Source organism: Actinoplanes sp. G11-F43, assembly GCF_050589265.1.
Classification (GTDB): domain Bacteria; phylum Actinomycetota; class Actinomycetes; order Mycobacteriales; family Micromonosporaceae; genus Actinoplanes.
The window spans coordinates 138,149-153,677 of sequence record NZ_JBNZCE010000009.1 but is presented as its reverse complement, the minus strand read 5'-3'; the positions used below and the strand labels follow the sequence as shown (position 1 = coordinate 153,677).

Here is a 15,529-nt window from a genome sequence, read left to right as displayed (position 1 = left end):
GCGGATTTTCCACCGGATAGAGCCTTCCTCTCAGCTGCTGCCCCGCTCGCGGTCAATTCCTCGCGCGAGTGTCCACCTTCCAGCTCCGCCCTGGCCGACCTTGGTAGATTTACCACCGTTTACGGTGGTAAATCCGCCAAGATCTCGGCTGGACGGGTTGCCCCCGCGAGGGATTGACCGCAAGTGATCAGGCAACCGAGAACAAGACGCTATTAAGTGTCTTCGGCCGTCATCCGCTGACGACGCCCCGGCCTGGCCCGACCCGCGCACACTTTCGCGGTTCGTATGCGCTGGTCAGACCGCCAATACCGGCGCAGGAACACGACCGGTGGACCGTGATCCCCCACCGGGCCCAGGGCGTCCGCGCCTGCGCATGACTGGCCACAGTGCTCCCGTACCGGGGCGGAAGTCCAGTCACCGGCCGAAGATTTGCGCGACAGCCAGCCCTTCACGCTGCGCGATAGCCGGCCCTTCACGCTGGGCAACACCCGGCCCTCCGCCAAGAAGAAGACGTGATCAGCGGGACCCTGATCGGGTCCCGACGTCACCCCATCGGGCCGGCTGGCGTCGCGAGGGTGGAGAGCCAGTGGCGGATGGCGTTCGCGGTCGTGGGGGCGTCGGTAGTGGTGGTCGTCCAATGATCGCCGGGAATGTCCACGGTTGCGTGCGGTAACGGCCAGTGCGGACTCCAGTCCCGATCCGGGTCCGCCTCGCGCATCTCCCGGGTCGGGGCGGCTCGCAGCAGCAGGGTCGGCACCCCGGCCGTCTCTTGAGCAGCGGCGGAAACGCGATCCGGTTCAGCTCGCCGGTCCTCGGACGGCGCGGTCAATGGGTCTTCGATCAACTCGGACGGCCGATCCTCGATCAACTCGGGTAGCGGGCCCACAACCGGTTCGAACCGTAGCCCCTCGATCGGATCGCCCAGAGGATCGTCGAGCACTCCAGCCCGCCGAATCTCGACCGGCTCGCCCAGTCTGCCCTCGACCGCTTCGAACCGGCTTTCCTCGACCGGTTCACGCAGGCCCTCCCCGACCGGTTCGGTCAAACTCACCTCGACCGGTTCGGACAGGCCCTCCCCGACCGGTTCGGACAGACTCGCCTCGACCGGTTCGGGCAGGCCGTCCCCGAACAGTTCAGGCAGACTCGCCTCGACCGGTTTGCCCAAGCCCTCCCCGAACAGTTCAGGCAGACTCGCCTCGACCGGTTTGCCCAAGCCCTCCCCGAACAGTTCAGGCAGACTCGCCTCGACCGGTTCGGGCAGGCTTTTCCCGGCCAGTTCAGGCAGGCTCTCTCCGAGCGGCTGGGGTTGGGCGGGCGGGAAGGGTTCGGGGTGCCAGTCTTCGAAGATTCGGACGTAGGCTCCACCGGCGATCATGGTGGTGTCGGCGAAGACACCGTGGAACAGTTCGGCTGGGCGGCGGCGGTCGGCGGCTACCAGTGCCAGCGCGCGCGGGTCGTCGCGGCCGCCCAGGTGGGAGTCGATCAGGATGATTCCGGCGGGTGGGGTGCCGTCGGCGAACAAAGCTGTGGCTACCGCGTGGGCTACCAGGCCGCCAGCGCTGTCACCGACTAGATAGAACGTTCGTTCTGCCGACAGGGAGCGGACCGTGTCAGCGTGCGCACGGGCCAACGTGAGCACACTGTCGGGGACTGCGCGCCGGTTCCCGAACCCGGGATGCACCAGCATGCACATATCGAAATCACCGTCGAATGCCCTGGCCAGCGCTGTCGGGGCCGGATCGTGCAGGGCCAGATAGCCGGGCAGGAAGATCAGTAGTGGCTGGTCGGGGGTGCCGTTGGTCAGGCGTACCGGCGCAAGGGTGTGGTCTTGCAGTTCCTCGGCGCTGAAGGTGGGCAGTCCGTAAGAGGCCAGGTAGCGCAACGCCATCGCCTCGGCCGGGCCCCGCTCGCGGATCACCCGGTGGTAGATGGCGGTGAAACGATCGGTAGCCGACGACGGCCCGGAAAGCGCAGCCGCGGTCGGGGAGAAAGCCCGCCCGGACGAGGCAGTACCCGGCGAGGGCGAGACCGGCGGCGATGCGATGGGACCCGGGGAGGGCGGGAGCGGATCGGGGGCGGGCAGGGATTCGTATACGTGGGCGGTCAACTCTTCGAGGGTGGGGTGGTCGAAGACCAGGGTCGCTTTCAGACGGACACCGGCCATCGTGCCGAGCCGGTCTCTCAGCTGAATGGCGGCCAGTGAGTCGAATCCGAGATCGGCCAGATGCCGGCCGTTGCTGAGGTCGGCCGCTGACGGGTCCGGGAATCCGAGCAGTTCGGCGATCTCGGCGTGGATCAGTCGGGCCAGGGCTTCGGGGCGGTCGCTTTCCGGCAGTGCGGCAAGAGTGTGCCGCCAGTCGCGAGGCCCGTGGGAAGCAGGGCCGGGAGCGGGAACTCCGAAAGGCGAGACGCCAAAAGAAGAGGCGGGAGACAGGGCGCCGTCGCGGGATTCCGGGGTGGGAGCGGCGAAGGCGATCGGGGCGAGGGATGTCGCGGCGGTCCGTAGCGAGCGGGCCAGCAGCGCCATGCCCTGCGACTCGCTGATCGGGTGGATGCCGCCGCCGGTCAGGTAACGGCGGGCCGCGCCGGATGTCACTCGATCCGGCATTCCGCCGCTTTCGGTCGCCCACAAGCCCCACGCCAGTGACTGTGCGGGCAGGCCGATCGCGGCGCGGTGGGCGGCTACCGCGTCGACGAAGGCGTTCGCGGCGGCGTAGTTGGCCTGGCCGGGGCGGGCCAGCATTCCGGACGCCGACGAGTACAGCACGAACGCGGCCAGGTCCAGGTCCCTGGTCGCCTCGTGCAGGTGCCAGGCGGCGTCCGCTTTGGGGGCCAGCACGGCGTCGATCCGGGCGGGTGTCATCGCGGTCAGCACCCCGTCGTCGAGGACCCCGGCCAGGTGGAACACGGCGATCAATTCCGGACCGCAGGAGGCGATCAGAGCTTCCACCGCAGCCCGATCACCGACATCACAGGCCGTGACGGTCACGTCAACATCAAGATCTTCGACCCATTGCGGTACGTGCCCCGTACGGTTCACCAGCACCAGCCGCCGAACGCCGTACGCGCTGCTCAAATGCCTGGACAGCACCGCGCCGAGGGCACCGGTCCCGCCGGTCACCAGCACTGTCCCGCCCGCGAGTACCGGCGGCACCGCGTCGGCAGCCCCGGACGGGATCAGGCGCGGTGCCAGCACGAGGCCGTTGCGGACGGCGAGCCGAGGTTCGGCGAGTGCGGCCGCCTGCTCCAGAGCAGCGGCCGATTCCGGAGCCCCGCACAGGTCGACGGCACTGATCCGGCCGGGATGTTCGGCCACCGCGCTGCCCAGCAACCCCCACACCGCGGCGGCGGCCGGATCCGGGTCGGGACCGGTGGCCCGCTCGGTGACCACCACGAGCCGTTCCGGGCGGTCGGTGTCGAGCCAGCCGTTCACCAGGGCGAGCGTTTCGCCCAGCAGGTGGCGGGCGCGGCTGGGGACGTCACTTCCGGCCGTACCGGCAATGGTAATGATCTTGATCGGGGTCTCCCCCGGTGCGCCCGGTGCCGGAACCCAGCTCAGCCGGTGCAGCGACCGCCGGGTCACCGCGTCCTGGATGTCGATCGCCCGGGTGACAAGCGATGCGATGGTCACGATCGGTCGCCCGGCACGGTCGGTGACGGTGACCCGGACCTCGTCGGGACCGAGCGGGGTCAGCACCACCCGCGCGGTGCCGACCCCGGCGCCGTGCCGCTCGACGCCACCGAAGACGAACGGCACCCGCAGCCGGTCCGGCGGCTCCGCCAGCAGGGAGGCGTGCAGGGCCGCGTCGAGCAGGGCCGGATGCACCAGGTAGCCGGTGGTGTCGACGGACGGCAGGGTGATCTCGGCGTACATCTCGCCGTTCCCCCGCCAGACCGCGGTGACCCCGCGGAACGCCGGACCGTAGTGGAATCCCCGCTCAGCGAGCCGCCCGTAGTCGACGGCGACCGGCTCGGCACCATCCGGCGGCCAGACCGCAGGCGCCTCCGGAAGATGACCAGAAGCGGTCGCGAGGACAGCGGTGGCGTGACCGGTCCACGGGTCCGCCGAGCCGGTGGGCCGTGCCCAGATGGTGAGCCGGTCGCCGTCCACCACGACCTGCACGTCGGAGGAGGAGAAGGAGGAGGATGGAGACGTTGAGACGAGAAGCGGAGCGTCCAGCGACAGCTCGGTGATCCGGGCGCCGGGCGCGGCCTGGAAGGCGAGTTCCAGCAGGGCGGCGGCCGGAACGATCAGATCGTCGCCGATCACGTGGTCGGCGAGCCACGGCTGACGGTTCGTGGACAGCACTCCGGAGTACCGGATCCGCGGCCCGTCGGCATCGGCCCGGGGCCCGCCGATCATCGGGCCGGTCTCCTCCCCCGCGGACGGGGATGAATGCGAGGCGGAGGTCGACGACAGCCAGTATCGCTGCCGCTGGAACGGATATGTCGGCAGGTCACGGCGGCGAGCACCACTACCGGCGTACACCCGGGCCCAGTCCACCGGCACCCCGTGCACATGCAGGGTGGCGAGCCCGTCGAGGAATCCGGCCGGCCCGACCACACCGGGCACGAACGCGTCCGCGGTCACACATCGTTCGGCGAGAACCGACAGCACGGCGGCCGGCCCGATCTCCACATAGGCGCTGGCGTCCAGCCCGGCCATCGTGTCAGCGAACCGAACCGTGTCCCGCACATGGCGTACCCAGTAGTCGGCGGTTCCCGGATCACCCGAGACGACCAGGGGAATCGACGGCCGGTGATAGGCGACCGACTCCGCGACCACCCGGAAATCGTCGAGCATCGGCTCCATCAACGGCGAGTGGAACGCGTGGCTGACCCGCAACCGGTCGTACCGGCCGTCCAGCCGCCCGGCCAGCTCCGTCACCGCCGCCTCGGCACCGGAGATCACGACCGAATCCGGCCCGTTGACCGCGGCGATCGACATCGGACCGCCGCTGTCGGCGAGTAGCTTCACCACCTCGTCCTCGCCGGCCCGCACCGCGATCATCGCACCGCCACCGGGCAGCGCCGCCATCAACCGCCCGCGGGCCGCGACCAGCCGGGCCGCGTCGTCGAGGGAGAAGACCCCGGCGACGTACGCGGCCGCCAGCTCCCCGATCGAATGCCCGGCCAGCCGCCGGGGCCGGACACCGCACGCCTCGTACAGCGCGTGCAACGCCACCTCGAACGCGAACATCGCCGGCTGGGCATGATCGGTCCGGTGCAGCAGTTCGGTGCCGATCACCTCGGGCAGCGGCCGGTCCAGGTGCGGGCGGAAGGCGGCACAGACCCGGTCGTACACCCGGGCGAAGTCGGGAAACGCCGCCGCCAGCTCCCGTCCCATCCCGATCCGTTGCGCGCCCTGCCCGGTGAACAGGAAGGACAGCTGAGGGTCCCGCCGGGTGGGCGCCCGGTGCACGCTCCGATGCGGCACTCCGGCGGCCAGCGCGGCCAGGCCGTCCCGGTCTCCACCCCGCACCGCCGCCCGCACCCCGAGTGGCGCCCGGCCGGTGGCCAGCGAAAACGCCGTGTCCCGGCCGTGCGGCAGGTCAGCCAGACGGGCGGCATGAGCCCGCAGCCCGGCCTCGTCAGCGCCGCCGATGAGCCACGGCGCGTGATCCCAACCGCCCGGCTGAACGTCAACGGTCACCCCGGCCGGCGAAAGCCCATCGATATCAGCCGGCGGCGGTTCCTCGATGATCACGTGGGCGTTCGTGCCGCCCAGACCGAAAGCGGACACCGCCGCCCGCCGTGGACGGTCCCCGGCCGGCCAGGGCCGCGCCGTGTCCAGCAGCCGCAGCGCTCCCCCGTCCCAGTCCACACGCGGGGACGGATCCTCGGCGTACAGCGATCGCGGCATCTCACCATGCCGCATCGCCTCGATCATCTTGATCACCCCGGCGATCCCCGCGGCTGCCTGCGTGTGCCCCAGGTTCGATTTCACCGAGCCGAGCCACACCGGCAGATCACGACCTTTGCCGTACGTGTCCAGCAGCGCGTTGGCCTCGATCGGGTCCCCGATCCGGGTGCCGGTGCCATGCCCCTCGATCACGTCCACATCGGCCGGGCCGAGTCCCGCGTCGGCGAGTGCGAGCCCGATCAGTTCCCGCTGGGCCCCGCCGTTCGGCGCGGTCAGCCCGTTGGAGGCGCCGTCCGAGTTGACCGCCGATCCGCGCAGTACGGCCAGCACCGGATGCCCGTTGCGGAGCGCGTCGTCGAGGCGTTCCAGCAGCACCAGCCCGGCGCCCTCACCCCAGGCGGTGCCGTCGGCGCCTGCCGCGAACGACCGGCACCGCCCGTCCGGGGCCAGTCCCCGCTGTCTGCTGAACATCACGAACGACTGGGCCGACGCCATCACCGTCGCGCCACCGGCCAGGGCCAGTGAGCATTCGCCGGCCCGCAGCGCCTTGGCGGCCAGGTCCATCGCGACCAGCGACGACGAGCAGGCGGTGTCGATGGTCATGGCCGGCCCGCGAAGCCCCAGCAGATAGGCGATCCGGCCGGGCGCGATGCTGCCGGCCGAGCCGATGCCGAGGTGGGACTCCAACTCGTGGGCGTCGCCACGGGGGCCGTAGCCGCCGTGCATCAGCCCGAGGAAGACCCCGGTGTCGCTGTCGCGCAGGCTGGGCGCCGCGATCCCGGCCCGTTCGAAGGTCTCCCAGGCCACTTCCAGCAGCAGCCGGTGCTGCGGGTCGGCGGCCAGTGCCTCTTTCGGCGAGATGCCGAAGAATGCCGGGTCGAAGTCGGCGGCGTCGTACAGGAAGCCGCCGCGCCGGGTGCTGCTCCTGCCGATCCGGTCGGGGTCGGGGTCGTACAAATCGGGGTCCCAGCCCCGGTCGGCCGGGAAGTCACCGGTGGCGTCCACCCCGTCGGCGACGAGCCGCCACAGGTCGTCGGGGGTGCGCACGCCACCCGGATAGCGGCAGCCGACGGCGACGATCGCGATCGGTTCGGTGGCCGCTCTCGCCACGAGAGACCGCCCGCCGACAGGTTCATCGGCCAGCCGGTTCTCCAGGTAGGTGATCAGCGCGGACGGGCTCGGGTGGTCCCACAGCAGGGTGGCCGGCAGGCGCAGCCCGGTGGCCCGGCTCAGCCGATTCCACACCGTCATCGCGCCCATCGAGGTCATCCCGAGGTCGGCGAACGCGGTGCCCGGGTCGTCGAACGGCCCACAGAGCGCGGTGATCTCAGCGTGGACCAGGTCCGCCGGCACCACCGGGCCCGGTTCGACGGTGAAGGTCTCTCTCAGCAGGTGGCGGCGGGGCTTTCCGGACGGCGTACGCGGAATGACCGGAACTTGGATGATCTCCTCGGGGACCTTGTGCGCGGACAGCACCCGGTCGAGTCCCCGCAGCAGGCCGTGCGGGTCGCCGAGTTCGCCGGTGGTCACCACGAACGCCACCGGCACCTCACCGAGCAGCGGATGGGGCCGGGCCACCACCGCCGCGTCGGCCACCTCCGGCAGGGCGATCAGGGCCAGTTCCACTTCGGCCGGGTCGACGTTGAGCCCACCCCGGATGATCACGTCGCTGACCCGGCCGACCACGCTGAGATTCCCGCCGGCGTCGAGGCGCCCCAGGTCACCGGTCCGGTACCAGCCGTCGACCAGCACGTCAGCGGTCACTTCCGGCCGCTGGTGGTAGCCGAGCATGAGGTTCGGCCCGCGCACCCAGATCTCACCGCCGGCCGCGGCCTCCGCACCGGTGACCGGGTCGACCAGCCGGACCTCGACACCGGGCGCGGGCGGGCCGCTGGATCCCGCGGCCCGCACCGAACCGACGCGCTCGACGGCGATCATCCCGCACGTCTCGGTGGTGCCATAGCAGTCCAGCAGCGGTGCGCCGAACAGCGCTTCCACGTCCGCCCGCAGCGCCGGATCGCTCACCGCTCCGGCGGTCAGGCACATCCGCAGCGAGGAGCCCCGGATCGGCCCGCCGTCGAGCAGTTGCCGGTAGACGGCCGGGACCCCGGCGACGACGGTCGGTGACTCCTCGGCGATCAGCCGGGCCACGTGGGTGGCGCCGGGCTCCCCGGCGATCCGGGCGCTGGCCCCGGCCACGGTGACCCCGAGAACGCAGAACGAGTGGGCGAAACTGTGCGCCAGCGGCAGCGGCCAGAGCAGGTGATCGTCGGCGGTCATCCGCAGGACCGGCTGGTAGCAGGCGAACGCCGACCAGAGCGCCGCCCGCTGGGTGGACACCGCGCCTTTGGCCGCCCCGGTGGTCCCGGAGGTGTAGAGCATGAACGCCGGCTCATCAAGTCCCAGGTCGTCCCGGGGCGTACCGTCCGGAGGAGGCTCGGCGCCGGCGGCGATCAGCCGCGTCTCCGGCCGGCCGGCGGTCACCCGGCGGGCCTGGGCGAGATGTGACTCGTCGGTGACCAGGACGGCCGGAGCGCAGTCGGCGAGCAGCGCGGCCAGCTCGGCGTCGGTGGAGTGCGGGCTCAGCGGCACCCCGATCGCGGCCGCCCGGACCGTGCCCAGCACGTACTCCACCAGCTCGACACTGTTGCCGAGGAGGAACGCCACCCGGTCGCCGCGCTCGACGCCCAGCCCGGTGGCGATCCGGGCGGTCCGCTCCCCCAGCTCACCCCAGGTGACGCGGCGGTGGTCGTCGGCGAACGCCAGCCGGTCCCCGCGAGAACGAACGTTCTTTCTGAGGAGTGACGAAACCGTCCGGATCTCTTCCTGGCGCAACAGTTCGCCCTTCCCCCGGAAAACGACCGCACTGTCCAATGTGGTCGTTATGGTGACACGTCCCGTCAACCTGTGAGAGTCAGCACGACGTCGCACGGGTCGCGGGGGTGTCCCGGGTGATCAACAAGCAGCCCGGCGCGCGCCGGGCGCCCTGGACCGGATCGCGGCGATCCACGGGCCGGACGACGACTCGTGCGCCATCGACCGGCCGGCCGGCTATCCGCGGGCGGTACGGGACTTCGGGCTCACCCCGGCCGACGCGGTCGGCTGGTTCCGCCGCGAGGGCGGGTACGACGCCGGCGCGACCAGGCTGCCGCCGGACGGCACGCATCAGGTCGGGTTCCGGCAGCGCTTCGACGTCGAACTGGTAGTGGTACGGGAGTGCACCTTGGCAAGAGAGCGCTCTCGCTCCTACCGTGCGCCTCATGGAGAGCATCACCAAGAACCGGCAGTCCCCGGCGACCCTGCGGGCGATGATCGAACGCGCCTACGGCCCTGATCAGGTGCCGGCGGACGACCCGGGCTGGTACAGCGAGCTCGGGCACGGCTGGTTCAACGTGGCGTACCTGATCCGGCTGCGCGGCGGCGACCGGGTGGTCCTGAAGATCGCCCCGCCGCCGCACGTCCAGGTGATGACGTACGAGCACGGGGCGATGGACATCGAACTGGCGTCGCTGCGCCTGATCCGGGAGAACACCGCGGTGCCGGTGCCGGACGTGCACTTCGCCGATCACAGCCGGGAGTTGTGCGACGCCGGCTACTTCTTCATGCCGTACATCGACGCCGACAATTTCGGCATCGTCAGGGACACCCTGTCGACGGCGGAGCGGGCCGCGTACGACGAGACTCTCGGCGCGGCCACCCGCGACCTGAACGCGATTCGCGGCCGGTGGTTCGGTCCGATCGCCGGTCCCGGCGAGCCCACCTGGCGGGCCGCCTTCACCCGGATGATCGGCGACGTGCTGGCCGACGGCGAGCGCCGCACCGTCGACCTCGGGTACGGCTACGACCTGGTCCGCTCGGTGATCACCGAACATCAGGACTGCCTGGACGAGGTGACCGAGCCCCGCTTCGTCGAGTGGGACCTGTGGGACAGCAACGTCATGATCGGCGGCGGGGAGATCGTCTGCGTCATCGACCACGAGCGCGCCTTCTACGGCGACCACCTGATGGAGGCCGGGTTCACCGCGATCGACCTGCCCGCGTTCGGCGACCCCACGGCCTTCCTGCGCGGGTACGGGCAGGCCGAGCTGACCGCGACCGAGCGACGCCGCCGTAACCTCTACACCCTCTACCTGATCCTCATCATGATCATTGAGACGAACTATCGCGGTCACACCGACACCGTGCAGTGCGACTGGGCCCGCGACCGCCTGCACGAGGTGATGGCCCTGTTCGGTCGGGCCGGGCGCTGAAGACGGCGACCGCCGGGGCGCTCGGCACCCTGCCGATCGGGCGGCTGCGGTGGGACATCCAGTCGCCGGGCCGGCCGGTCCCGTCGTGTCTGCTCTCGGCCGGCGGCCCGCTGCTGAGCAAGATGCCGCTGGTCGCCGCGCTCAGCCTCACCGGCCTGACCGGCGTCTGGACCGGCCCGGCCCTCGGCGAGTGCGTCTGTGCCGCCATCGCGCTGCCGCTGCGCATCGTTGCGACGTCCCGGTGAGGTGGATCAGATGTCGTCGCACCGGTCGCCGGCGTTCCCGGTCACCGTGGCTCAGCCGGCCTGGGTGAACATGTCGTTGACGATCTTCTGGACCACTGCCTTACTCGCCGGCTGGCTGTGGACGCCCACCGCCAGCTGCCAGTTCGCGCCGCTCGCGTCGGTGATGAAGTGGCTCATGTCCAGCGTGTAGCGGCCCTCGGCGTTGCGGGCCGTCTCCACGTACGACGTCCGGCCGATGGTGACCGGTTTCGCACCGGCGTCGAACCAGTCTCCGCTCAGGTCGGCGCGGACGGCTGCCGCGCAGGAGCCGGGGCAGGGGCGCAGCATGAACTGCAGGCGCTTGCCCCGGTCGGGTTTCGGGGCGCCGGCGTCGAACGGGTCACCCTCGTGGATGCACACCCAGGCCTTCGCGCCCTGAATGTCGATCTTGCCGGTGAGGCAGCCCCACTGCGGCGGGGTGCGGAACGCGAACGGCACCCCACTGATCGCCATCGTGTACGTCTCGTCCCCGGCGGCATACGACGGCCCGACCAGGGTGCGCGCCGGAGTGGACCGCAGCGTGGGCGCACCGGCGTCGGGGGCCGGAGCGGAACGGGTGGGAGGCGGCGGCGCGGAGTAGGTGGGCCGAGCCGGTGCGGTATATGTGGGCCGCGACGGCAGCGCCTCGGTGTCCCGATCGGTCAGGGCGAGCGCACCGAACAACCCGCAGACGCACAGCAGAGCCACCAGGGGAATGATCATCAGGGCGATTCCGGCGCTCATCCCCCGGTACCGCTGCGGCGGCGGCCCGATCGACCCGCCGATCCAGGCCATCACCGGCGCCCGGTACTCCACCTCGACGACCTGACCCGGGTACACCGGCACGACCGTCTCGGCCACCCCGATCCGGGGCGGCAGCAGGTACGGCACATGGACGCCGACGTGGTACTGCCCGGCCGGCAGGGGGATGACGGTGCGCCCCCAGGTCAGGTCGGACGGGTGCCCGTTGATCGCCACCTTGGGCCGGAACAGCCCGAGGATGAAGGTCATCCAGTGGTAACGCGCGGTGAGCGCGATAGCCCCGGCGTTCGGGTCGGCGGGCGGCTGGTACTGGTCGTACATGGTGTTCCTTCCCCGGTTCCAACCCGGGAGAGTGTACGTATCCCCAGCTCATAGACCACCATCCGTCACAGAACTGTCATTACCCGGCCGGGCGGGCACGACGGAACGTCTGCTCAGCACTCCACCATCGGTGACGGCCGACGCGCGCGGGGACAGCTGATCGGTTCCGGCGGCGGGCACCCACCTTCGGTAGTACATTGAGGTTTGTCTATTTTTGGAGGTGCGCATGCGCCGCACGATCATCGCCCTGGGTCTGAGCGCCACGCTACTGGTGTCCGGCCCGCCCGCCCTCGCCCAGGAGCCCGACCTGGCGAATCCCCGGGTGCTGGCCACCGGCCTGACCGTCCCGTGGGGCCTCGGCTTCCTGCCCGACGGCAGCGCCCTGGTGACCGAACGCAACAGCGCCCGCGTGCTGCGGATCACCCCGGGCGGCACGACCACCACCGTCACCACCATCCCCGGCGTCTCGGCCACCGGCGAGGCCGGCCTGCTCGGACTGGCCGTCTCCCCCACGTTCACCCAGGACAATCTGGTGTACGTCTACTTCACCACCGCCTCCGACAACCGGATCGCCCGGTTCCGGCTGGACACCCCGAACAGCCGGCAGGTGATCCTCAGCGGCCTGGCCCGGGCCAGCACCCACGACGGCGGCCGGATCAAGTTCGGGCCGGACGGCATGCTCTACGCCACCGTCGGCGACGCGGGCGTGACCGCGAACGCCCAGAACCCGCAGAGCCGCAACGGCAAGATCCTGCGGATGCGCCCGGACGGTGGCGTGCCCGCGTCCGGCAACCCGTTCGCCGGTTCCCTGGTCTACAGCCTCGGCCACCGCAACCCGCAGGGCCTGGCCTGGGACGACCAGGGCCGGTTGTACGCCGCCGAGTTCGGCCAGAACACCTGGGACGAGGTCAACCTGATCGTGGCCGGCGGCAACTACGGCTGGCCGACCGTCGAGGGCAACGGCAGCGACACCCGGTTCCGGAACCCGATCACGGTGTGGAGCACCGCCCAGGCCTCCCCCAGCGGCGCCGCGATCGACGGCCGCAACCTGTACGTCGCCGCCCTGCGCGGCCAGCGCCTGTGGCAGGTGCCGCTGACCGGCGCCGGCGGCGCGGGCACCCCGATCGCCCGCCTGCAGAACCAGTACGGCCGGCTGCGCACCGTCGAACGCGCCCCGGACGGCGCCCTCTGGGTGACCACCAGCAACCGCGACGGCCGCGGCACCCCGGCCGGCGCCGACGACCGAATCTTGAGGTTCCCGCCACTCGTCTGAGCATCGCGCTTTCGGCCTCCGGGCCGGATGATGGTCTCGATGGAATCGATGGAGGCCGTACGGCGGCTGATGGACCTACGGCACAGCGGCCGGGCCGAGGATCTGCCCTCGGTTCTGGCCGCCGCCGCGCCGCTGCTGGGCGCGCACAGCGCCACCGTGCTGCTCGCCGACTACGGGCAGGTGGCACTGCACCCGCTGCGCACGGCACACCAGAACTCCGAAGGGCTGGCGGTGGACGCGACAGCCGCCGGCCGGGCCTTCACCACCTCGGTCCACCAGTGGCACGGCGAGTTCCTGCATCTGCCGCTGATGCACGGCGCCGAACGGTTCGGGGTCCTGCAACTGCGGATGATCGACTCCCCGGGCGAGCCGGTGCTGCGGGATCTGGAGATCATCGCGGCGCTGGTCGCCGAGCTGATCGCCGGCCGGCGGTTCTACGGTGACGCGGTCGAGCACACCCGGCGGCGGCTGCCCATGCAACTGGCCGCCGAGATCATCTGGAATCAGTTGCCGCCGCTCACCTACGCCCTCGACGGCACCACCGTCGCGGCCGTCCTCGAACCCTGCTACGACGTCGGCGGCGACGCCTTCGACTACGCCGCCAACGCCGACGTGCTGCACCTGGCGCTGTTCGACACCGTCGGGCACGGGATCGCGGCGAGCGCGCTGGCCACCCTGACGCTCAACGCGTACCGCAACGCCCGCCGCTCGGGGCTGAGCCTGCTGGACACCTGCCGGTCGATCGACAAGTGGGTGCGCGCGCAGTACCCGCGGGCGTTCGTCACCGCGCTGCTGGCCGAACTGGACATGGGCACCGGCCTCTACCGGCGGATCAGTGCCGGGCACCCGGCCGAGATCCTGCTGCGCGACGGGCGGGTGCTGCCTCCGCTGCCCACTCCGGGCACGCTGCCGCTCGGGCTCGGGCACATGATCGACCGGCCGCCGCGGGTCGACGAGATCGCCCTCGAACCGGGTGACACCCTGGTCCTCTACACCGACGGGATCACCGAGGCGCGGGACGCCGCCGGGGAGCTGTTCGGGCCGGACCGGCTGGCCGCCTTCCTGCGCGACACCCTGGCCCAGGGCATTCCCGCGCCGGAGGTGATGCGGCGGCTGGTCAACACCATCGTGTCGTACGAGAACGGGGATCTGCGCGACGACGCCACGGCGGCGATGCTGAGGTGGCGTACCGTCAATCCTTCTGTTTGACCGGGTTGACGGTCCGGACCGCGTCGCCCAGACCGTGCGGGCGGGTGTGCCGGGGCCGGGTCCCGGCGGCCGGATCGGCGGCCATCTCCCGCATCAGGGCCACCGCCAGGGCCAGCATCACCACCACGAACGGCAGCGCCACCACGATGGTGGCCTGCTGCAGCGCCTGCAGCCCGCCGGCCAGCAGCAGCGCCGCCCCGGTGGCGCCGATCAGCACACCCCACATCACCACCAGCAGCCGGTGCGGGCGCAGCGCGCCCCGGGACGACAGCGAGGCCAGCACCAGCGAGGCGGAGTCGGCGCTGGTGACGAAGTACAGGCCGACCAGCAGCACGGTCAGCGCGGTGGTCACCCCGGACAGCGGCAGCGACTCCAGGAAACCGAACAGCGCGTACTCGGCGCCGTCCTCGACCCGGCCGACCAGATCCGCCGAGCCGGACATCTGGGCCCGCAACGCGCTACCGCCCATGATCGAGAACCAGACCGCGCTGGCGCCGCTGGGCACCAGCAGCACGCCGACGATGAACTGGCGGACCGTCCGGCCGCGGGAGATCCGGGCGATGAACGTGCCGACGAACGGCGCCCAGGAGATCCACCACGCCCAGTAGAACAGCGTCCACGAACCCATCCAGCCGGGATCGGAGAACGCGCCGGTCCGCGTCGACATGACCAGAAGGTTGTTCAGGTAGTCACCGACGGCTGCGGGCAGCACCTCCAGGGTGTAGACGGTCGGCCCGACCAGGAAGACGAACACCATCAGCATCACGGCCAGTCCGACATTGATCGTGGACAGCCACTTCACGCCCCGGTCCAGCCCGGAGAACGCCGACGCCACGAACGCCCCGGTCAGCGACGCAATGATGATCATTTCGACGGTCCGGGTGTCCGGCACCCCCGCGACGATGCCCAGCCCGGCCGCCACCTGCAGAGCGCCCAGCCCGAGACTGGTCGCCGAACCGAACACGGTGGCGAACACCGCCATCAGGTCGACCAGCCGCCCGATCCAGCCGTCCGCCCGGGCGCCCAGCAGCGGCTCGAAGGCCGCCGACAGCCGGTTGCCGCGCCCCTTGCGAAACGTCGAGTACGCCAGCGCCAGCCCCGCGATCGCGTAGATCGCCCACGGGTGCAGCGTCCAGTGGAACAGCGTGTACTGCATGGCCACCGACGCCGCCGGCCCGGTCTGCGCGATCGCCCCGGACGCCGGCGGCGGGCCCGCGTAGTGCTGGATCGGCTCGGCCACCGCGTAGAACACCAGGCCGATGCCCATCCCCGCGCTGAACATCATCGCCACCCAGGCGAGCGTGCTGAACTCCGGATCGTCGTCGTCCGAGGCGCCCAGCCGGATCCGCCCGAACCGCCCGGCCGCGATCACCACCGCCAGCACCAGGAACGCGTCCGCGGCCAGCACGAAGAACCAGCCGAAGGTGCTGATCGTCCAGGACAGCCCGGCGTCCCCGGCCCGCGCCGCCGACTCCGGCGCCGACACCGCCCACACCACGATCGCCAGCACACCGACGGTCCCGATGCCGACAACAGCCCGATCGGCGGGTTCATCACCTTTCGCCACGATGCCATCGTGCCGCTTCCG

Annotated in this window: 7 protein-coding genes; 4 read left to right on the top strand and 3 right to left on the bottom strand. The window is 71.2% G+C overall.

Annotated elements, in window-relative coordinates; all coding sequences use genetic code 11:
* Positions 1-544 precede the first annotated feature (544 nt).
* Positions 545-8,698: a beta-ketoacyl synthase N-terminal-like domain-containing protein gene (locus ACQ0O7_RS10755; protein ID WP_430781778.1), complete on the bottom strand. Its 8,154-nt coding sequence runs from the start codon at positions 8,696-8,698 to the stop codon at positions 545-547.
* A 425-nt stretch (positions 8,699-9,123) separates the two neighbouring features.
* Here ACQ0O7_RS10755 and ACQ0O7_RS10750 point away from each other — a divergent pair, with 425 nt between their 5' ends.
* Positions 9,124-10,113 carry a phosphotransferase family protein gene (locus ACQ0O7_RS10750; protein WP_430781777.1) on the top strand — a complete coding sequence of 330 codons (990 nt, stop codon included), beginning with the start codon at positions 9,124-9,126 and terminating at the stop codon, positions 10,111-10,113.
* A gap of 122 nt (positions 10,114-10,235) precedes the next feature.
* Positions 10,236-10,358 carry a hypothetical protein gene (locus tag ACQ0O7_RS10745; RefSeq protein ID WP_430781776.1) on the top strand — a complete coding sequence of 41 codons (123 nt, stop codon included), beginning with the start codon at positions 10,236-10,238 and terminating at the stop codon, positions 10,356-10,358.
* A 51-nt stretch (positions 10,359-10,409) separates the two neighbouring features.
* Here the strand turns inward: ACQ0O7_RS10745 and ACQ0O7_RS10740 are convergent, their stop codons facing one another.
* On the bottom strand, positions 10,410-11,459 hold the full coding sequence (locus ACQ0O7_RS10740; RefSeq protein WP_430781775.1) for a hypothetical protein: 1,050 nt from the start codon (positions 11,457-11,459) through the stop codon (positions 10,410-10,412).
* A 226-nt stretch (positions 11,460-11,685) separates the two neighbouring features.
* On the opposite strand from ACQ0O7_RS10740, the gene ACQ0O7_RS10735 reads away from it, so the two are divergent.
* Together ACQ0O7_RS10735 and ACQ0O7_RS10730 are read left to right on the top strand one after the other, a co-directional pair.
* The gene (locus ACQ0O7_RS10735) at positions 11,686-12,732 is read left to right on the top strand and encodes a PQQ-dependent sugar dehydrogenase (protein ID WP_430781773.1); all 1,047 of its coding nucleotides are present in this window, start codon (positions 11,686-11,688) and stop codon (positions 12,730-12,732) included.
* Between the two features lie 39 nt (positions 12,733-12,771).
* A complete protein-coding gene (locus ACQ0O7_RS10730; RefSeq protein WP_430781772.1) occupies positions 12,772-13,941 on the top strand; it encodes a PP2C family protein-serine/threonine phosphatase in 1,170 nt (389 codons plus the stop codon).
* On the opposite strand, the gene ACQ0O7_RS10725 is transcribed toward ACQ0O7_RS10730, so the two are convergent.
* Complete coding sequence (locus ACQ0O7_RS10725; RefSeq protein ID WP_430781771.1) at positions 13,925-15,508, bottom strand: BCCT family transporter; 1,584 nt, start codon at positions 15,506-15,508, stop codon at positions 13,925-13,927. The two genes, ACQ0O7_RS10730 and ACQ0O7_RS10725, sit on opposite strands and share 17 nt — an antisense overlap.
* Between the last annotated feature and the right edge of the window lie 21 nt (positions 15,509-15,529).